We start from the raw sequence: 17,589 nt of genomic DNA, 5'->3' as shown, positions 1-17,589 counted from the left end.
TCCCCCGCCCGCCCGCCGCCATCCGGCACCGACCGAAGGAAGCACACCCCATGAACCACGACGTCATCGTGCTCGGCGCCGGACTGGCCGGTCTCGCCGCCGCGCGCGACCTGACCGCAGGCGGGGCCGACGTCCTCGTCGTCGAGGCCCGCGACCGGGTCGGCGGACGCGTCGAACAGACCACCCTCCCCGACGGCCGGCTGGTCCAGCTCGGCGGGGAGGTGGTGGGCCGGGCACACACCGCCTACACCGCCCTGGCCGCGGAACTGGAGCTCACCCTGGTCCCCAGCTACGTCGCCGAGCCCGGCGCCCTCATCCGCGCCACCCCCGAAGGAGTCTCCGCCGCAGATCCGCCCCACTGGTTCGGCCCCGGCGACGACGCCTGCCACGCCAAGGTCACCGCCGCCTTCACCGCGCTCGCCGCCACCGTCGACCCGGCCGACCCCTGGTCCCACCCCGAGGCCGCGTGCCTCGACCGGCTGTCCGTCGGCGACTGGCTGCGCGCCCAAGGCGCCACCCAGGCCGTCGTACGCCTCTGGGAGATCGGCAGACTCGCCCTCGCCGACGGCTCCTGCGAACGGACCTCCCTGCTCGCGGCCCTGCGCAAACACGCCGCCGTACCCGGCACCGGCCACTACGAGTACGAGGCATGGGAGGGCCTGCGCGTCGCCGAGGGCTCGGCGACCGTGGCCCTGCGCATGGCCGAGGCCCTCGGCGGGCGGATCCGTACGGGCTCACCCGTCGAAGCGGTCTCGGTACGGCGGCCCGGCCGCTGCTCCGTACGCCTGGCGGGCGGGGAGACCCTCACCGCCGCCGCCGTGGTCAGCGCCCTCCCGGTCGGCCCGCTCCGCTCGGTCGCCGTCACCGGAGTCTCCGACGAACGCCTCGCCTCCCTGCACCGCCAACGCCACGCCCTCGCGGCCAAGTTCACCGCCGCGTACGCCAGACCCTTCTGGCGTACCCAGGGCCTCAGCGGCCTCTCCGAATGCGAAGGGGTCCTCGGCAGCACCTGGCCGCAGAGCGAAGGCATCCTCTCCGCCCTCGTCCCGCCCGAACGCTACGGCGTCCTGCTCGCCGCGCCCGCCCCCCTTCGCTCCGCCGAACTGATGGCCGACATCGCCCGGCTCTACGGCGACGAGGCGCACCATCCGCTCGCCACGTACCTGCGCCTGTGGGGCACCGACCGGTGGACCCAGGGATACGTCACCCAGTGGACCCCCGGCGACGTCATGGCCGTCGGCCCCCGGCACGGCACCCACGAACCCCCCTTCTACGTCTGCGGATCCGACCAGTGGGTGGCCGGCTACATGGAGGGCGCCGTCCGCACCGGACGCGCCGCCGCCGAGGAGGCCCTGCGCCGTGGCTGACGCCCTGCACAACCACATCGGGGGAGAGGACCGCCCCGCCGTCTCGGGCGCGACCATGGCCCTCACCGACCCCGCCACCGGCCGGGCGCACCGCCACGCCCCGCGCTCGGGCCCGGCCGACGCGGACGCGGCCTGCTTCGCGGCGGCGGCGGCGTACGGGCACTGGTCCACCACCACCCCGGCGGCCAGGCAGCGCGCCCTGCTCGGCATAGCCGACGCCATCGAGGCGCACGCGGAGGCCTTCGCAGCCGCCGAAACCGGGGACACCGGCAAGCCTGCGGAGCAGTTCAGGGACGAGGAGCTGCCCGCGATCGCCGACACCGTCCGCTACTTCGCCGGAGCCGCGCGGAACCTCCCGGGCGCCGCCGCGGCCGAGTACACCGAGGGCCGCACCTCCCTGCTGCGCCGTGAACCGGTCGGCGTCTGCGCCCAGATCACCCCCTGGAACTACCCGCTGATGATGGCCGCGTGGAAGATCGCCCCGGCGATCGCCGCCGGAAACACCACGGTGCTCAAGCCCGCCGACACCACCCCCTCCTCGTCCGTGCTGCTGGCCCGGATCGCCGCGGAACACCTGCCGCCGGGCGTGCTCAACGTCGTCTGCGGCGACCGCGACACCGGCCGCGCCCTCACCGCCCATCCGGCGGTCGCCCTGATCGCCGTCACGGGCAGTGTCCGCGCCGGCCAGGAGATCGCGGCGGCCGCCGCGGCCGGCCTCAAACGGGTCCACCTGGAACTCGGCGGCAACGCCCCCGTCATCGTCCACGAGGACGTGGACGTCGCGGCCACCGCCGCCGCCCTCGCCGCGGTCGCCTACTACAACGCCGGCCAGGACTGCACCGCACCCACCCGGCTCCTGGTCCACCGCCGGATCCACGACGCGTTCCTCGCGGCCTTCGCCACCGAGGCGGCCAGGCTCCGCACCGGCGCCGACTTCGGCCCCCTCAACAACCTCGTCCAACTCGCCTCGGTACAAGGGCTGCTGGACCGCCTGCCACCCCACGCCGAGATCGTCACGGGCGGCAGCCGGCTCCCGCGCCCCGGCTTCTTCCACGAGCCCACCGTGGTCGCGGGCGTCCGCCAGAACGACGAAATCGTGCAGGAGGAGATCTTCGGCCCCGTCGTGACCGTCCAGTCCTTCGCGGACGAGGCCGAGGCCCTGTACCTCGCCAACGGCGTGCGCTTCGGGCTGGCCGCGAGCGTGTGGACCACCGACCACGACCGCGCGATGCGTGCCACCCGCGCCCTGCACACCGGCATCGTCTGGGTGAACACCCACGGCACCACGGTCTCCGAGATGCCCCATGGCGGAGTCAAACACTCCGGCTACGGCAGCGACCTCTCCCTGTCCGGCCTCCTGGACTACACCCAGGCCAAGCACGTCATGCTGTGAGCGCGGCCGCCAGGGACGGTACCCGGCCCTGGACCCCGACGGGACCGCCTGCCGGATGCGATGTCGTGGTGTCGGGGCGGCACCGGGCCGACACCAGGAGAGGTGTAGGCCAGGGCTCCGCGTCCGGTTCGGGTAGGCAGGGGCGCACGGCGGTGCCCCTGAACGACCGTTCCGGCCACAGCGATTCCTTGTACGGTCCCTGCGCTGCAGACGAGCATGATGGAAGCCCCGCCAGTTGGACTGGTGGGGCTTCCAAGGCGTCAGATCATGAGCAGTAGCCGCGTGTGCGGTACCAGTTTCCGGTTCACGCTGGTGCTCTGCACGAAGATCGTGAAGTCGTCGTTGTGGTCCGGCTTGACGCGGACTTCCGTGTTGGGCAGGCCGAGCAGGGCGCGGGCCTGCGGTCCCGTGTAGACCTGGTCTGTCTTCTTTTCCAGCACCGCAATCTGTTTCTGCGCCTGAATCTTTTCTGGCTTAGTCAGTTGGTAGAACCCACAACCGGTTCGGTAACTGTGCCCGCACTCGATGACCCAGTCCCGGATCGCCGTTTCGCGAGCCACGGGAATGAGCTGGTACTGCGACGGATTGACCGGGATGAGACCGGCCGCCTCGATGGTGTCTTTGTTGACCGTCTCCGCACCTGTGGAGAACACTGCCCGCGATCCCCGGATGCCCTTGGTGCGGCCGACCATAAAGCTCTCGGTGGCCTTCAGGATGACCTGTCCGGCTTCCTCCAGACCCTGTGTGCTCGTGGCATCCCAGATGGCGATGTTGTCCTTCGGGAAGCCGCACTGCATGGCCTCGCGCTTGCCCATCTGGTCCGGCACAAGGACGGCCAGCGTCCAGTTGTCCTCCTGGGTCTCGATCATCGTGGCCACGGCCTGCACCAGTTCACGCTGGTCCCTGGCAGGGGCATCCGGGCAGCGGTGACTTGCGTTCTCCTGCCCGTCGGTCAGTACGAACGTGAGAAAGCTGTGGTCGCCGTAAAGTTGAGCTGTCTGCGCCAGCTCCCGCTGTGACTTCAGCGTGGCCGCCAGCAGAGCCGTCATTCCGCCGGCCCGGTACAGCTGCTTCAGGGACGGCATTCGCAGCACGTCCTTGTCGTAGATGACGCACTCCACCTTGTCTGCGAAGACGTACACCGTGACGCGCGTTTCCTGGTCCAGTTCCTGCGATCGGCGGGCCAGATATGAGATCTGCTGGTCGGCGACTTCGACCACTTTACGGCTCAGGTGTGACATGGACGAACTGGCATCCAACACGAGAGCAACGTGATTGATGTAGTTCTGGTTTCCGGACATGACGGCTCCCCCGTTTTCCGACTCGATGCTCCGATCTTCTCATCCACCACTGACAATCGATCTTGGACTCCAGACCCCTGCGCTCCTGTGAATGGGTCTGCTGGTGGCACTGGTTGTGTGCCAGCAGGGGGACGGGATGGTCGCGGCTGGGTCGGCGACAGGTGTCGCCGGTCAGTGGATCTGCACAGTCGTCACGCTTCTGACCTGGGGTTGTGCAGGTTGGTTGAGTACGGCCCAGCAGAAGATGACCCAGGCGTTCGCCGGGGTCGGCAGCTTCATCGCGGTCGGCGCGGCGGCGGGCTCTGCGGTCGCCGGTCCGGTCGCCGACACCCTCGGCCCGGCCGCCGCCCTGTCCTGCCGGCCGCGTTCACGGCTCTGGCGCCTCTGGTATCCCTCGCCGCCCGGGGCCGATCACGACGGCCCTCGCCCCGGCAAAGCAGAGCCACTACCGAGTGGTCAGCCTCGCCGAGGAGGTCCACGCCAAGCACATCGACGAGATCATCCAGACGGATCCCAACTCCGCCGACGCGGTGGCGACCGCGCTGGAACCCTTCCACGCGGCGGGCCGGCCCGGTTCCCGGGCGGGGCTCGGGACTTCGTCGCCTTCGTCGACGCGCAGGCGGGAGCCCCCGTTCACCCGGACGTCGTCGGCTTCGAGTGGGAGGACCCGCGCATGGCGGGGACGCTGGAGGTGGCTCTGAGGTGGTGCGGATCCCACGGGGCGCGTGTCCGGAGCTACGCCAACAGCGAGCCCACCCCCGGCGGCGGCACGCACACGGCAGGATTCCGCGACGGGGTGGCGGCGAGCACGACGGCCAGGGGCACGACCCGCGCCCCTGCCGCCCGTCGTGGACGAACTACCGTGCTGGCCGGGAGGTGACGGCGCAGCCGATTGCCGTCGGTTGCGGTGTTGCGTAGTCTCACCGAATCGCCGGCAACGTGCTATTCGGTGGTGGTTCTTCAGTGCCTCGGCGTTTCGTTTTCAGTGGACGCTGCGTTGTGTCACCCGCGGGTTTGCTGCGGGGATGTGGCCTTACTGAAGGCGTGATGCCGATTTGCCGCAGAAGAGCCACGCCGAAGTGAGGGTGCGGTTGGCGCCGAGCATGTAGCCATCCGCCTGTCCTCGCGGGCGCCACCCCGCTCGGCCCCCAGACGCCCACGCCTTGATCGCCGTACGCCAACCGCGGCCGAACCCGCTCCGTCACTGCGCGGCTACGCAGCGTAGGCGGCACTGGCCCCTTCGGCCTGCGTTCCGACTCGCCCGAACGGTCCCGGGCGCGACAGCATGGAGAGAAGGCAGCCGGCGGGTCCTCGGGAGGAGACGATACGGACAGTGACCAGATATCGCTTTGCGTTCTGCGGGGCTGAGCTTGCCGCTGTCTATGTGGTCGCCGACCAGGACAGGGAACTCCATCTGGCCGAACTGACCGGAAACCGCCGTGTCCTCTACGGACTGCCCGCGATCCTCTCCGTGGCCAGCCATTCGCCCGCCGCCAATGCCTTCCGTTCCGGCCGCCCGCTGTGGCTGACTCCCAAGGAACTCGCCACGTTCATCGAGGATGATCCCCACCACTTCCCCACCCGGATCGCGGATGGTGGCCCCGACCCGCCGGCCAGGATCTCGCTGGGCGCGCTGCCACTGGGACACGGCGACCAGGCGCTCGGGTGCCTGATCGTCGCCGGCGAGGTCGGGGACGGCTTCAGCGCCGACGACCGCAGCCTTCTGGAGCTTTACGCCGATCAGGTGGCCGCCGGACTCGAATCGGTCGCCGCTCGCTTCTCCGGACGCAAAGCTCCGCAGGCACATCTGGGTCAGTCCCTGGTGCCTCACCAAGGCGGCGCGTTCATCCTGGAACTGAGCACCGGCCGCATGAAGGCCCACGCGAATGTGCTGGAACTGCTCGGTCTGCCTCCCGAGCAGTTCGACGGGCAGGTGGAGACCCTGCTTGCCTGCGCCGTCCCCGACGACATGCCCGCACTGATGGCGATCGTGGAGCCGGACCGGCTGGCCGCCGCCGGACAGCAGCTGGCGTTCCGTATCCGCCGCCCGAACGGCGAGCTGCGCTGGCTGGGGCTGCGGTGCCGTGTGGAGGTGGACTCCGATGGCACACCGCAGCGCGTCCTGGGTGTGGTGGCCGATGCCACCTATCTGCGCCCCAGCGCCGACGAGGTCTCCCTCGTGCAGCGGCTGTCGGCCACGCTGGCGGGAGCGGCGACCATCCGAGAGGTCAGCCGGCTGGTGGTCGCCGCCCTGCGCGAGCCGCTCGGCGCCTCCAGGGTCGCGGTCGGCGAACTGGAGCCCGAGCGGCTCATAGTCACCGCCCTCGACCCTCCGGTGCCCGATGCCTGGCCCGAGGTCTGGCGCTCGGAATGGCGGTCCGAGTGGCCCGACGTGTCGCTCAGCGACTTGCCCACCCTGCAGAGCGCGCTGCGTGGGGGGCATCTGAGTCTGTGGCCGCCGGGCGCGGCTCTCGAGACCGGTCTTCTGGGCGTCGGGCCCGGTGGTCTCGCGGTGCTGCCGCTGCCCGCCGAAGGCAGGATGGTCGGGGTGTGTCTGGTGGGGTGGGACGCGGAGCACCGGTTCGGACCGGAGGAGCGGTCGCTGCTGACCGCGACCGCGGCGCTGGTGGGGCAGGCTCTGGTGCGCGCCCACGCACTGGACGCGGGCCACGAACTCGCCACCATGCTCCAGCGCAGTCTGCTGCCCCGTAAGCTCCCGGAGCTGCCGGGCGGGGTCGCTGTCGCCCGCTACCTGCCCGCGACGGCGGGACTTGAGGTCGGCGGCGACTGGTATGACGTCATTCCGCTCGGTGACGGTCATGTGGCGTTCGTCATCGGGGATGTACAGGGGCACAGCGCGGGAGCCGCCACCATCATGGGCCAGATGCGTACGGCGGTCAGGGCCTACGCGGTGGAGGGCCACCCGCCCGATGTGGTGGTCGCGCGGGCCAACCGTCTGCTCGTTGGCATGGAGACCGATCTATTCGCCACCTGTGCGTATGTGGACCTGGACATGGAGGAGGGCATCGCCAGGGTCGTACGGGCCGGCCATCTGCCGCCGATACTGCGCCACCCCGACGGCGTCGCCGAGGAGATGACGGTCGAGGGCGGGCCGCCACTGGGCGTGCTTGCGGAAGCCGAATTCCCCATGACCGAGGCGGGGTTGGTCCCGGGAACCCTGCTCATTCTGCTGACGGACGGCCTGGTCGAGTCCGCCAGGCTGCCTCTGGAGGAGGGCATGCGGCGGGTGTGCGAGGCGCTCGCCACGGCCGACCCGGTCGATGTCGGAGGGGTGGCCGACGAGTTGGTCGTCGGTGTGGGCCGTCGCGACGACGATGTGGCGTTGCTGTTGCTGCGCTACGACGGCACACGGGACAGGCCGATGCGGAGCCACTGGACGGTGTGGCGGCTGCCCAAGGCGGTCATGCACGCGCGCCGCTTCACCGCGCGCACCCTGCGGTCCTGGGGTGTGGTGGAGGAACTCGACGTAGCCCTGCTGGTGGTGTCCGAGCTGGTCACCAACGCCATCGCGCACACCCAGGGCGAGGTAGGGATGGATCTGACCCTGTCGGCGGACCGGCTGCGGATCGCCGTGAACGACGCGTCGCCGCGCACCCCCGTCAAACCGCTGTCGGTGAGCTGGGAGTCGACCGGCGGTCGCGGGCTGCTCATCGTCGAGGCGACGACGATGGCCTGGGGCTCGGTGCCGCTCAGCGGCGGCAAGCAGGTGTGGGCCGAGATCCCCTGTCTCCGCGCGAGCGGCTGACGCAGAGGGTGAGGGCCCGATGCGTCCCGTCACGACTTCGCCGCTGCCGCGGATCCTGACACGGTTGCGGATGCGTCCCCGGGGACACCGGCAAGGGCGCCAGCGCCCCTCCACCGCCGCTGGAGGTGCCGCGCCAGCGGTGGCCGTGACCACTCACACGGCGCGTTCCATGCACAACAGTTGATCCCGCCCGTCCCACGACTCGGCGACAAGGACGCCGGGCCGCTCTAACCCTGCCTGACCTGCGGCCAGGTCCGTCGAGTCCATGGCCAGACACCCGGCGGGCCGCTCTGTAAGAGCTGCTACGCCAACGACCCCGTCTCCTTCTCCGACTGCGTCGAATGCGGCGTCGTCGAACGCCTCCACCACTACGGGATCTGCGCTCAACGCGCCGCCACCCGCCAGCTTCGTGGTTCCCTCGCGGACCCCACCGGCAGCATGCGTCTGCACCTTGAGCCCGTCGTCACCGTCTTGACCCGCAGTGAGCCTTCCTCCCTGCTGCTCTGGCTGGGTCGGCCGGGACCTCGGAGTCTGCTGTCCGCCCTCGCCGCCGGCTCCGGCCCGGTCACCCACGAGACGCTCGACGACATGCCGCCCTCGAAGGCAGTGCGCTTCCTCCGCGCGGCTTTGGTCGCCAACGGCGTACTTCCTGAACGAGACGAGTTCCTCACCCGCTTCGAGCAATGGCTCGAAGCGACCCTCCAACAAGTCGAAGTCCACGAAGAACGACGCGACTTGAGGCACTTCTCGGTCTGGTTCCATATGCGCCGACTGCGACGGCGAGCCGCCCGGCGCTCGCTCAACCACATCCAGATCGTTACGGTCCAAACCGACATCAGGGCAGCCATCCGGCTCCTCGGCTCGCTCCGCGAGCAGGGAACATGCCTGTCCGCCTGCACCCGCTCCGCGGGGTCGTCCGGCTCCCACAGAAGGCCGTTGGACAGCCTGCCCTCTTCCCCCAGCCCGCCACCCACCGGGGCCGACTCGACCCCCGCACCATCCCCGCTGTCCTGCCCGAGCACTGGACCACCCCGCTCGACGAGCTCGACGCACCGAGACGGCAACTGCGGCGGGACGCGGCGATCCGCCTCGTCCAGATGGCCACCGGCCGCTCCCGCCGCTCCGCCGCCCTCTACCTCGGAATCCCCCTGGGATCGCTGCACTCCGCCACCGTCACCATCCGCCCCTGGCAGAAGGAACCAGGCAATGCCACGGCGTACCAGAATGCCCTTCACCGCGTCGCCGAGATCGCTATCGCCGAAGGCGAAGGCGACCCGCGAGGTGCCTCGGCCAGGTGACGGGGTCCCCGTCATGGGGCGGTGCTGCCGCAGCCAGCCACGGCTCTGAGTAATAAGTTGGCCCCGAAGCATTCCAGTTGGCCGAGACGGCGCTGCAGAGGGCCCAACCGCTGCGGACGGAGGCATGCGGCAAGATGCGGCGCATGACCCTCTCATCGCGTTTCACCCTGCCGGGCCAGGTCCGATCCGTGGCCACGTACGATCCCTCCGGGCCGCTGACCGTGACCGGCTACGGTGCGAATCCCCTGGCGACCGTCATCACGAGGGTCGACCTCTCAGGCAAGGTGGCGTGGCAGCGGAACTACCCCGGGACAGGCAGGCCGCAATCCCGTCTGTCCACGGAGGGCACGCTGTGGGTCGCCTACCCGGATGGCGATGGCCGGCTCCTGGAAGGTGTTCTGCCGGACGGATCCACTGGGCCCACCGCCCGCCCGGAGTGCCGCCCCGACGAGGAGATCGGGGCGTTCGTCCTCCTCGACGACGGGTTCGTCATTTCCTGGGTCAGCGCTTCCCGCCTGGTACGTGGAGAACGAAGCCGGCCCGCGTCTGTACCGGAGCCTCGCGTGGCCCGGTACACGCGAGAGGGCGAGTGCCTCTGGTCCGCGCCGATCGTGCTCGGTGCTGTGTCGTTCCCGGGTGTGGTGGAGATGGGAAACCGGACCGGATGGGAGATCCAGCCGCGTAGACCTTGGGTTCCACAGGAGATCGGCGTAGACCACTGGGAGCCACTGCTCGTATCGGCCGACCGGATCGCAGCCAGCTTCACCGACACACGGGGCGGCATCGGGCGAACGTTCTTCCTCGACCTGGACAGCGGCGAGACCGTGTCGGCCACCTCTCCCGCTCCCACAGGCCGAAAGGCGATAGCGGGCCCTGGCCAGTTCCTGATCGGATCCCAGGGCTACGGCGCGTTCACGACCGGCCGCTTCGGCCGCGACGGCGCCGAAACCGCGCGCTGGGCCAGCCACGGGGCCATGCTCGTTGACAAGAACGGCAGCGCCAGCGGCCCCGAGCTCGAAAATCGCCTGCCTTCGAGATCACGCTTCCGGCGGCTCGCACCGGACAACAGCCTCGTGGACGGGCCGGCGCTGGCAGGCTACTACACGTCCTACCCCGCGATGGACTGCGAGGGAACCGCGGTGTTCTGGCGCGACGGCAAGCTACTCGCCGTGGACACGGACCTCGCCGGACACGAACTGTTCGCCATGGACGACAGCCGAGCCGTCATAGGTCGTGCGTTACTGCTGAGCGAAGGCAGCGTCGTCGTCTCCCTGGACAACGAGGTCCTGGTTTTCCGTACGCCGCTGGGCCCCCTGGCCGAGGGCCCCTGGCCGTGCGGGGAAGCGAACCTCCAGGGCAATCCTCTGCTGAGCTGAAACTGCCTGCGTGACGCCGGAGGAGACTGACGCTGAGCATGTAGTTGGCCGCTGAGCGTAGTTGGCCGGAACCGCGCAGGAGGCGTCCTATGACGTCTACCGATCCGGCTACCGATCCGGCTGAGCCGGAGTCTCGACCGGGCCGGGCGCGCGAGCGCGGAAAAGGAGATGCTGGCTCCTGGCCTGCTTTCGGCTTCCGTCCCCTGGCGGAAGGCCGTGGCTTCCCGGAGGACGCCTCGGATGGGCTGCGAGGTGAGTTCGCGGGCTATGGCGGCCCCCGCGATGTGCACGGGACCACCTGGCTGACCTGGGCCGAGCTGGACACCACGGACTGGCAGGCGACCGACGCCTCAGGCATACGAATCCGTGCCTCTGCTGCGGGGATCGACACCGACTGGGGCCGGGTCTGGAGCGTCATGCGCATCCTCAGCGATGGAGCCGAGAACGTACGCATTGTCGTCTGGTTCCACTGACTCGTGGCTGAGTACCTGGTTGGCCAGTCAGCGGTCTAGTTAGCCCGGGTGTGCGCTGTTGTTGGCCCGCAGGCGTGATCTTCGGCGCTGGTTCAGGTCCCGGTTGCTCGGGCCGAGCGGGGTCGGGCGCGCAGGGCAGGGAGGCGGGCACAGTCTTCCGCTCCGGCCAGGCTCTCGCCCAGGGTCAGGAGCGAGAGGAGCAGCACCGGCCGACCGGCTGTGGCAGCGGCCTCCAGTTTGTGGTGACCGTCGAGGAGGAAGTGGGTCAGGCCCCAGTGCACAGAGGGGTCATCTCCCAAGCCGAGGGAGGGCTGGCACACGTCCAGCGTGGAGATCGCCACCGCCGTGGGGACCGTTCCCTGCCCCATGAGCGCGACGTACTCCTTGACACGCTCCCTCTCGTTCCACGTCGGGGGAACCATGGGCACGACGAACTCATAGAGGTGGGCGTCCGCGTCGACAGCGGTCTCGAAGGTCCGGTAGTACGGGGTGTGCGGGTACTCGGGGAGGCCCCAGAACTGATCGATCCCCCACGTCGTGACCTGTTCGCCGCTGAAGTAGTCACCTTCCTTCCCCGGGATGATCAGCCGGGGTTCCACGCTCAGGAGCAGCGGAAGGTACTCGCCCTCCGCCAGCAACGCACCGTACGCATCGATCACACCGCCGTCGTCCGGATCGTCCAGTGCACCGGTGAGCCGTTCCTGCATGCTCTGCAGGGACAACTTCTCTCTCGCGGTTTCCAGTCGACGAAACAGGAGCGGGCACGTTCCGCAGTAGAAGCTGAGCTCGAAGGCAGGGTCGTCGTCGACCATGAGCAAGCGGCGCCGCGGCCCGCCGCCGAGCTCCTGCAGTTCCGTATCGAAGTGCAACCGTGCCTCGGAGGAAGGGACGCCGAGACTGCGGGGCTCGCCCGTTTTGATCATCACGGACCGACCGTACGGGACACCCTGGACCGGCTCCACCGAGTACTGAGCGTGTATCTGGCCGGCGGGCCAACTGCGGCGCTAAGTTACACCACTGTGACTGAGCGCGACAGATGGCCCTTGAGCGCGCTAGTTGGCACCTGAGCGTTGTAGTTGGCCCGTGTAAACCCTGCTCGGCGTGCACACCGTCCCGGATATCAGTCGGTCTGACCTGGGCGTTAGAGGAGGAGTGGTTCCGCTACCACCTGGTAGACGTCCGCACAGGCACGCTCAGCGGCGAATTCACCGTCGAGGTGAGCAACCCGTACGAGCTGGTGCCCCTAGGCGACGGTGCCTGGCTCACCGACGGCCCGGGCGGCCGTCCCGTCCGTTGGTCCCTCGCTCCGCAGCCGTCCGCACCGCCGTATCCAGCGGCTTGAAGGGCGATCAACGCCTTGGGGCTGGCAGGTCATGCCGACAGGCGAACCTTCCTGCAGTGTGGAAGTGAGCATTCAGTTGGCCAGACGGGCCAAACCACGGTGCTCAGTCACACCTGGTTGTGACTGAGCACCGCATCTGTCCCATGAGCATTGGACTTGTCGTGTTGTGCATTGCACTTGTCCTCCGGCTGGGATGTGCGGCGGAGTACCGAGCCCATTTGGTTTGCGCCGGTTGGCGATGGGTGGCGCTGGCGAGGTTCGGCGATCTTTGATCGGAGCGCGAACGCCCCGTGACGTCGGCGGACCGACGTCACGGGGTGTTCGCGGACCGGCCGTCCGGACGGCTTCCGGCTACCGGCTGAGCGACCTGAGTGCCGCCGCGTCGTACGGCTTCAGCTCGTCGAAGCGGTTGCCGAGTACCTTCGCCGCCCACTGCGGGTCCTGGAGCAGCGCCCGGCCGACGGCGACCATGTCGAACTCGTCGCGTTCCATGCGGTCCAGGAGGTTGTCGATGTCGCCGAGCGCCGCTCCCTCGCCAACGAAGGCGCGGATGAAGTCGCCGTCGAGGCCGACCGAGCCGACGGTGATGGTCGGCCGGCCGGTGAGCTTCTTGGTCCAGCCCGCAAGGTTCAGGTCCGAGCCCTCGAACTCCGGGAGCCAGTAGCGCCGGGTGGAGGCGTGGAACGCGTCGACGCCGGCCGCCGCCAGCGGGGCCAGGATCGCCTCCAGCTCCTCCGGGGTTTGCGCGAGCCGGGCGTCGTAGGCCTCCTGCTTCCACTGCGAGTAGCGGAAGATCACCGGGAAGTCGGCCGGGACGCGCTCGCGGACCGCGGCTACGATCTCCGCGGCGAACTTCGTACGGGCCACCGCGTTGCCGCCGTAGGCGTCGGTGCGGCGGTTGGTCCGCTCCCACAGGAACTGGTCGAGCAGGTAGCCGTGGGCGCCGTGCAGTTCAACTCCGTCGAAGCCGATCCGCTCGGCCTCCGCGGCGGCGTCGGCGAACGCGGCGATGACGTCGTCGAGGTCGGCGCGGGTCATCGCCTTGCCGGTCCCCTCGGTGCCGTCGACGCGGATGCCGGAGGGGCCGACGGGGGGCGCCTCGGCGTACGGCGCCTCGCCCTGCTTGCGCACCATGCCTATGTGCCACAGCTGAGGCACGATCGTGCCGCCCGCCTCGTGCACGGCCGCGGCGACCTTCGCCCACCCCGCCAGCTGGTCTTCGCCGTGGAACCGCGGCACCCGGTCGCTCTGCCCGGCGGAGTCGTGACCGACGTAGGTGCCCTCGGTGACGATCAGGCCCACACCCGCGGCGGCCCGGCTGGCGTAGTACGCCTGCACGTCCTCGCCGGGCACGCCGCCGGGAGAGAACATCCGCGTCATCGGAGCCATCGCGATGCGGTTGGGGACGGTCAGGCCGTTCAGCGTGACGGGCCGGGACAGGATCTCGGCCGTGCGGGAGGCGGTGGACGTGGTGACGGTCATGCGGGTCCTCCGGGTTGAGCTGTGGCTCGTCGGGGTGACAACGAGGAGTGCATAGTACACATGCTATGTATCATGCATATTGCCGCGGCCCCGGCCCTCGCGCGGAGCCGTCCGCAGACCACCCCGGCAGAGGTCCGCCGGTCCACGGGTCGGCGATAATGGAGCGCCGGAAAGAGCGGGAGGCGCAGTGCTGGAGAAACTGGAGCGGGAGCTGATGCTGCTCTCGCGGCACCAGGTGCTTGCCCGGCGCGAGCGCGACCCCGAACGCCTGGAGCGGTCGGCGTACCTGCTGCTCAGCCGGATCGACACACAAGGCCCCATGTCCATTGGACAGTTGGCAGAGGCCTTCGGGCTCGACACCTCGACCGTGAACCGCCAGACGGCCGCACTGCTGCGCTGCGGACTGGCCGAGCGCGTCGCGGACCCGGACGGCGGCATGGCCCGCAAGCTGCGCATCACCGTGGAAGGCGGGCGCCGGCTCGCCGGAGACCGTGAGGTCAACCGGTCCTGCCTGGCCCGGGTGGTCGCCGACTGGTCCCCTGAGGAAGTACGGGAGCTGGAGGACGTCCTGGTCCGGCTCAACCGCAGCGCCGAGGCCCTCGAAGGACGATACTGGCCGCGCACGGAGGAAGACGACACCCGCGCCGCATGCCACCCGCCGGTCCCGCAGGAATCCGCGGCGCCCGCGCCGTGGGAATCCGCGCCTCCTGCTCCGCAGGAACCCGCGACTCTTGCCCCGCGGGAATCCGCGCCGCGAGCCACGTAGGAACCCGCGACTCCCGCCCCGTAGGAACGCCGCCCGGAGCCTCGCACGCGCATGCCCCGCCCACGGTCGCCCGGTCCGCGAGGTGCGAGGGTCGGACTCCTGCGGTTCGCCGACCTGCGCACATGTAGCCGGCTACATCGGTGGGATTCGCTGACCGGCCCACGCGACACTGCGGAACTTGGCCCAGCCCAACCCGTAGATCCCCACGGGCCGTGTGATGTCGAGGGCGTTCGCCGCGTCCTGGCGAGGCTTATGGAACTGCGCTACGTGAGAGACGCCGGCGGTCCTGTTGCGGCAGTACTCCCACGCAGCGACCCGGCACTTCGGACAGGCCACCGCGGCGCAGGCATTCCAGGCCCGACGCAGGGCGGCATCGACTGCGGCCGGATCCTGCTCATCAGGTGCGGCGGCGAGACGGAAGAATTCCATGAGCCGAGAATGGCAGTTCCTTCAGCCCGGTAGGCCCCCTCCCGAGAATCCCGACATGGTTCACGCGGGCGAGCCCAGTGCGGGGGAGCGGCTGAGCAGGGCGGCATGAGCAGCCTGTTGCGGGCCGCGAAGTCCGCGCCCCTGACGGACCGCTGCCCCTTACCGTGCGCTTCTGGCTCTCAGTTGAAGATGTCCAGGAGGTCCAGCCAGGAGTTGCTGTCGTCGGCGGGGCGGGGCCGCATCGGGACCGGATCCGGGTAGGTCTCCGCTGCGACCCTCGCGCGAACGATGTCCGGCCCCCCGCACGCCGCGACCGCGAAGGCGCCGAAGACCTTGGCGAACGCGGCCGGTTCGCGGAACTCCACGCCGAACGCCCGGCCGTCTTGCAGCGGCACCCATACCACCCGGTCGAACCGTGCCCATTCCAGCACCGGCTGGTCGTCCGCGGTCGACCGTCCCTCCAGCCACAACCGCGCCACGTGCAGCAGGTTCACCTTCTCCATCGGCAGCCGTTTGCGCCGCACACGCAGTTCACGCGCCGTCAGCGCGACTCGCTGGTCCTTCTTCGGGTACCAGACGACGCCGATCCCGAACGGCACCCACAGCAGGATCCCGATCATCGGCCAGACCAGAGCGTCGCCCCACGACCGGAGCAGCCCACCGTCCAGCAGGTACAGGGCCCCGAGGACCAGAACCCACTTCGCCGTCATCCGCCAGAACCCACTGCCCTGCCGGTACAGGACCCGCCGCTTCCCTGTCATCGCCATGCCCGCACGGTATCCGCCGCCCCGCAACTCACCGTAGGCGCCCTTCGGCACCACCGGGAGCGGGTGACGTCACCGACGCACCTGCCTGGCCGTGTGTTGTCCCTGGAGAGCCGGACTGTGTGGGTCTACCAGCCGACCGTTTGCTGATCGACCTGGCGCCGGGCCGGGAGCAGTTCATGACCGTCGACCACGGGCAGGCGGACGTCGCCTTCCACCTCCACTCCGGCGGGCGGCGTTCTCTTCACTTTCCCCGTCGAGGCTTTCGGGTACGACTCAGAGGAGACCTTTGTGGAATGGAGCGGTGGCTATCAACCTGCCGGTGAACGGCGGCTCAGGTCTCCTGGGTGAGGTTCAGGCGGGCGATGTCCGCGACATACGCAGCGGTGCGGACCGTACAGGCGCCCGCCACGTACAGGCCGGTGCCCAGGACGGCGAAGGGCAGGGACAGGAGGAGACCGGCGGTGATGGGGCCCCAGTCGCGTTCGGCGTCGCACCGCTCGCCTGTGTCCCGTGCGTAGGTGACGGCGTAGCGCCCGTTCTGGTGGAACGCGCGGGACTCGCACTCGACCGCTTTGCGGTTCGCGCCCTGGTCGGCACTGAAGGGGAAGACGAGGAGGTAGCCCAGCCACAGCCAGATGAGCACGGCAACGGCTATCAGCCCGCGGCCCCATCCCTGCTGCCGCAGACCCCGGATCCGGAACTCCCTGTCGTACACCTGCGCCAATGAGTTCATCGGGGTGACATTCATAAGAGTGAACCTAACCCAGGCCCCTCCGGGACCCTGGCTTCCCCCCGGAGCGGCACAGTCCCCTGTTGGCCGCCTCGTGCCCGCTGTCCTGGCGGCTGTTCCTGCCTGAGAGCTGGGACGGACCCGAGGCCCTCGACCGGCGGGAACGCTATCGGATCCCCGCCACCGAACACCACCGGCCCAAGTGGCAGCTCGCTCTGGACACGCTGGACGAACTCGCCGGCCACGACCTTCGCCCCGCGGCGCTGGTCGCCGATACCGGCTACGGAGCGAACGCGGACTTCCGCCACAGCCTGGAAGGCCGAGGCTTGGCCTACATACTCCAGGCGAAAGCCGAGATGACCGCCCCCCACCCGGAAGATGTCGACCCAGTCACGCCGGCTTATGGCGGGCTCGGACCACGGCCCAAGCCCCGCTACCGCACCCGGCCCTTTGCCTTGCGGGAGCTCGTCCTGGCCGCTGGACGCACGAGCGGGGTGGCCGTGACCTGGCGCAAGGGCTCCAAAGCAGCGATGAGCTCGCGCTTCGTACTCCTGCGCGTCCGCCTTGCCGGGCGCCGGCCCAAGCCCGCCGCCGACGGCACGATCAGCCTGACCTGCTGATCGCCCAATGGCCCGAAGGCCAGGATGAACCGGTCAAGTACTGGATCTCGAACCTGCCCGGCACGATCCCGGCAAAAGACCTGGTCCGCCTGGCGAAGTCACGCTGGCGGATCGAACACGACTACCGCGAGCTGAAGACCGCCTTGGGCCTGGACCATTTCGAGGGTCGTTCATTCACCGGCTGGCACCGCCACGTCACCTTCGTCACTGCAGCCCACCTGTTCCTGACCGAACAGCAGACCTGCCCAAAAGTCGCTGCCAGGGCCTGACCCTCAGCCCTACGACACCACCTAACAAAGCACTACTAGGAGGTTGGGGGGACGGGGGGGGTGGGGGCGGCGGCGGGAATGGTGGCGGGGGCGGAGGGGGCTCGATGGCCGGCAGCAGCGGTCCTCCCGCGCGCAGGCGGGCAATGGTCAGCTCATTGCGGCGGCGCGCGGGCGGGGCGTCGTCGCGTTCGTAGATGAGTCGGACGCCGG

General features: G+C 69.7%; 16 protein-coding genes and 3 pseudogenes. 12 read left to right on the top strand and 7 right to left on the bottom strand.

Annotated features, from left to right (window positions below):
* Positions 1–50 precede the first annotated feature (50 nt).
* Together MTF65_RS02820 and MTF65_RS02815 are read left to right on the top strand one after the other, a co-directional pair.
* Positions 51–1,367 (top strand): NAD(P)/FAD-dependent oxidoreductase, encoded by a 1,317-nt coding sequence (locus MTF65_RS02820; RefSeq protein WP_243626595.1) that lies wholly within the window; start codon positions 51–53, stop codon positions 1,365–1,367.
* Positions 1,360–2,760, top strand: coding sequence for an aminobutyraldehyde dehydrogenase (locus MTF65_RS02815; protein ID WP_308407091.1), 1,401 nt, complete (start codon positions 1,360–1,362; stop codon positions 2,758–2,760). The genes MTF65_RS02820 and MTF65_RS02815 overlap by 8 nt, the downstream gene beginning before the upstream one ends.
* Before the next feature lie 260 nt (positions 2,761–3,020).
* On the opposite strand, the gene MTF65_RS02810 is transcribed toward MTF65_RS02815, so the two are convergent.
* Positions 3,021–4,061, bottom strand: coding sequence for a vWA domain-containing protein (locus MTF65_RS02810; protein ID WP_243626594.1), 1,041 nt, complete (start codon positions 4,059–4,061; stop codon positions 3,021–3,023).
* A gap of 91 nt (positions 4,062–4,152) precedes the next feature.
* Between MTF65_RS02810 and MTF65_RS02805 the strand changes: the two genes are divergently transcribed.
* Together MTF65_RS02805 and MTF65_RS02800 are read left to right on the top strand one after the other, a co-directional pair.
* Positions 4,153–4,941, top strand: coding sequence for a hypothetical protein (locus tag MTF65_RS02805; RefSeq protein WP_308407090.1), 789 nt, complete (start codon positions 4,153–4,155; stop codon positions 4,939–4,941).
* A gap of 405 nt (positions 4,942–5,346) precedes the next feature.
* Positions 5,347–7,827, top strand: a complete 2,481-nt coding sequence (locus MTF65_RS02800; protein ID WP_374207141.1) for a SpoIIE family protein phosphatase — start codon at positions 5,347–5,349, stop codon at positions 7,825–7,827.
* Positions 7,828–7,980: 153 nt separating this feature from the next.
* On the opposite strand, the gene MTF65_RS02795 is transcribed toward MTF65_RS02800, so the two are convergent.
* A complete protein-coding gene (locus tag MTF65_RS02795; RefSeq protein WP_243626592.1) occupies positions 7,981–8,655 on the bottom strand; it encodes a hypothetical protein in 675 nt (224 codons plus the stop codon).
* A 53-nt stretch (positions 8,656–8,708) separates the two neighbouring features.
* Between MTF65_RS02795 and MTF65_RS02790 the strand changes: the two genes are divergently transcribed.
* The 3 genes from MTF65_RS02790 (at position 8,709) to MTF65_RS02780 (ending at position 10,974) form a co-directional block, all read left to right on the top strand.
* Positions 8,709–9,125, top strand: coding sequence for a hypothetical protein (locus MTF65_RS02790; RefSeq protein ID WP_243626591.1), 417 nt, complete (start codon positions 8,709–8,711; stop codon positions 9,123–9,125).
* 134 nt (positions 9,126–9,259) lie between these two features.
* Positions 9,260–10,501: a hypothetical protein gene (locus MTF65_RS02785; protein WP_243626590.1), complete on the top strand. Its 1,242-nt coding sequence runs from the start codon at positions 9,260–9,262 to the stop codon at positions 10,499–10,501.
* Positions 10,502–10,590: 89 nt separating this feature from the next.
* The gene (locus tag MTF65_RS02780) at positions 10,591–10,974 is read left to right on the top strand and encodes a hypothetical protein (protein ID WP_243626589.1); all 384 of its coding nucleotides are present in this window, start codon (positions 10,591–10,593) and stop codon (positions 10,972–10,974) included.
* 92 nt (positions 10,975–11,066) lie between these two features.
* Here the strand turns inward: MTF65_RS02780 and MTF65_RS02775 are convergent, their stop codons facing one another.
* The gene (locus tag MTF65_RS02775) at positions 11,067–11,897 is read right to left on the bottom strand and encodes a hypothetical protein (protein ID WP_243627278.1); all 831 of its coding nucleotides are present in this window, start codon (positions 11,895–11,897) and stop codon (positions 11,067–11,069) included.
* A 221-nt stretch (positions 11,898–12,118) separates the two neighbouring features.
* On the opposite strand from MTF65_RS02775, the pseudogene MTF65_RS02770 reads away from it, so the two are divergent.
* Positions 12,119–12,316: pseudogene (locus tag MTF65_RS02770) on the top strand (hypothetical protein); the annotation flags it as partial.
* 351 nt (positions 12,317–12,667) lie between these two features.
* On the opposite strand, the gene MTF65_RS02765 reads toward MTF65_RS02770, so the two are convergent.
* Complete coding sequence (locus MTF65_RS02765) at positions 12,668–13,798, bottom strand: NADH:flavin oxidoreductase (RefSeq protein WP_243626588.1); 1,131 nt, start codon at positions 13,796–13,798, stop codon at positions 12,668–12,670.
* Positions 13,799–14,012: 214 nt separating this feature from the next.
* On the opposite strand from MTF65_RS02765, the pseudogene MTF65_RS02760 reads away from it, so the two are divergent.
* Positions 14,013–14,420 (top strand): annotated as a pseudogene (locus MTF65_RS02760) (MarR family winged helix-turn-helix transcriptional regulator); the annotation flags it as partial.
* 276 nt (positions 14,421–14,696) lie between these two features.
* On the opposite strand, the gene MTF65_RS02755 reads toward MTF65_RS02760, so the two are convergent.
* Together MTF65_RS02755 and MTF65_RS02750 are read right to left on the bottom strand one after the other, a co-directional pair.
* Positions 14,697–14,993 (bottom strand): hypothetical protein, encoded by a 297-nt coding sequence (locus MTF65_RS02755; protein WP_243626587.1) that lies wholly within the window; start codon positions 14,991–14,993, stop codon positions 14,697–14,699.
* Positions 14,994–15,172: 179 nt separating this feature from the next.
* A complete protein-coding gene (locus MTF65_RS02750; protein WP_243626586.1) occupies positions 15,173–15,760 on the bottom strand; it encodes a hypothetical protein in 588 nt (195 codons plus the stop codon).
* A gap of 128 nt (positions 15,761–15,888) precedes the next feature.
* Here MTF65_RS02750 and MTF65_RS30625 point away from each other — a divergent pair.
* A pseudogene (locus MTF65_RS30625) lies at positions 15,889–16,069 on the top strand (hypothetical protein); the annotation flags it as partial.
* A gap of 22 nt (positions 16,070–16,091) precedes the next feature.
* Here the strand turns inward: MTF65_RS30625 and MTF65_RS02745 are convergent.
* Positions 16,092–16,493 carry a hypothetical protein gene (locus MTF65_RS02745; protein WP_243626585.1) on the bottom strand — a complete coding sequence of 134 codons (402 nt, stop codon included), beginning with the start codon at positions 16,491–16,493 and terminating at the stop codon, positions 16,092–16,094.
* A gap of 80 nt (positions 16,494–16,573) precedes the next feature.
* On the opposite strand from MTF65_RS02745, the gene MTF65_RS02740 reads away from it, so the two are divergent.
* Positions 16,574–17,110, top strand: a complete 537-nt coding sequence (locus tag MTF65_RS02740; RefSeq protein ID WP_243626584.1) for a transposase — start codon at positions 16,574–16,576, stop codon at positions 17,108–17,110.
* A complete protein-coding gene (locus MTF65_RS30620; RefSeq protein ID WP_374207173.1) occupies positions 16,996–17,379 on the top strand; it encodes a transposase in 384 nt (127 codons plus the stop codon). Before MTF65_RS02740 ends, MTF65_RS30620 begins: the two co-directional genes overlap by 115 nt.
* The last annotated feature ends 210 nt before the right edge of the window (positions 17,380–17,589 follow it).

The sequence above is a fragment of the Streptomyces sp. APSN-46.1 genome, from assembly GCF_022815725.1.
Classification (GTDB): Bacteria; Actinomycetota; Actinomycetes; order Streptomycetales; family Streptomycetaceae; genus Streptomyces.
Note: the sequence above shows the minus strand (reverse complement) of the source record. Positions and strands in the feature narration are given on the sequence as shown.

Bases quoted from the DNA above. Each gene is read 5' to 3' on its own strand.
- MTF65_RS02820 (WP_243626595.1), top strand. From the start codon at position 51: ATGAACCACGACGTCATCGTGCTCGGCGCCGGACTGGCCGGTCTCGCC.
- MTF65_RS02810 (WP_243626594.1), bottom strand. From the start codon at position 4,061: ATGTCCGGAAACCAGAACTACATCAATCACGTTGCTCTCGTGTTGGAT.
- MTF65_RS02805 (WP_308407090.1), top strand. From the start codon at position 4,153: ATGGGTCTGCTGGTGGCACTGGTTGTGTGCCAGCAGGGGGACGGGATG.
- MTF65_RS02800 (WP_374207141.1), top strand. From the start codon at position 5,347: ATGGAGAGAAGGCAGCCGGCGGGTCCTCGGGAGGAGACGATACGGACA.
- MTF65_RS02790 (WP_243626591.1), top strand. From the start codon at position 8,709: ATGCCTGTCCGCCTGCACCCGCTCCGCGGGGTCGTCCGGCTCCCACAG.
- MTF65_RS02785 (WP_243626590.1), top strand. From the start codon at position 9,260: ATGCGGCGCATGACCCTCTCATCGCGTTTCACCCTGCCGGGCCAGGTC.
- MTF65_RS02780 (WP_243626589.1), top strand. From the start codon at position 10,591: ATGACGTCTACCGATCCGGCTACCGATCCGGCTGAGCCGGAGTCTCGA.
- MTF65_RS02775 (WP_243627278.1), bottom strand. From the start codon at position 11,897: ATGATCAAAACGGGCGAGCCCCGCAGTCTCGGCGTCCCTTCCTCCGAG.
- MTF65_RS02765 (WP_243626588.1), bottom strand. From the start codon at position 13,798: ATGACCGTCACCACGTCCACCGCCTCCCGCACGGCCGAGATCCTGTCC.
- MTF65_RS02755 (WP_243626587.1), bottom strand. From the start codon at position 14,993: ATGGAATTCTTCCGTCTCGCCGCCGCACCTGATGAGCAGGATCCGGCC.
- MTF65_RS02750 (WP_243626586.1), bottom strand. From the start codon at position 15,760: ATGGCGATGACAGGGAAGCGGCGGGTCCTGTACCGGCAGGGCAGTGGG.
- MTF65_RS02745 (WP_243626585.1), bottom strand. From the start codon at position 16,493: ATGAACTCATTGGCGCAGGTGTACGACAGGGAGTTCCGGATCCGGGGT.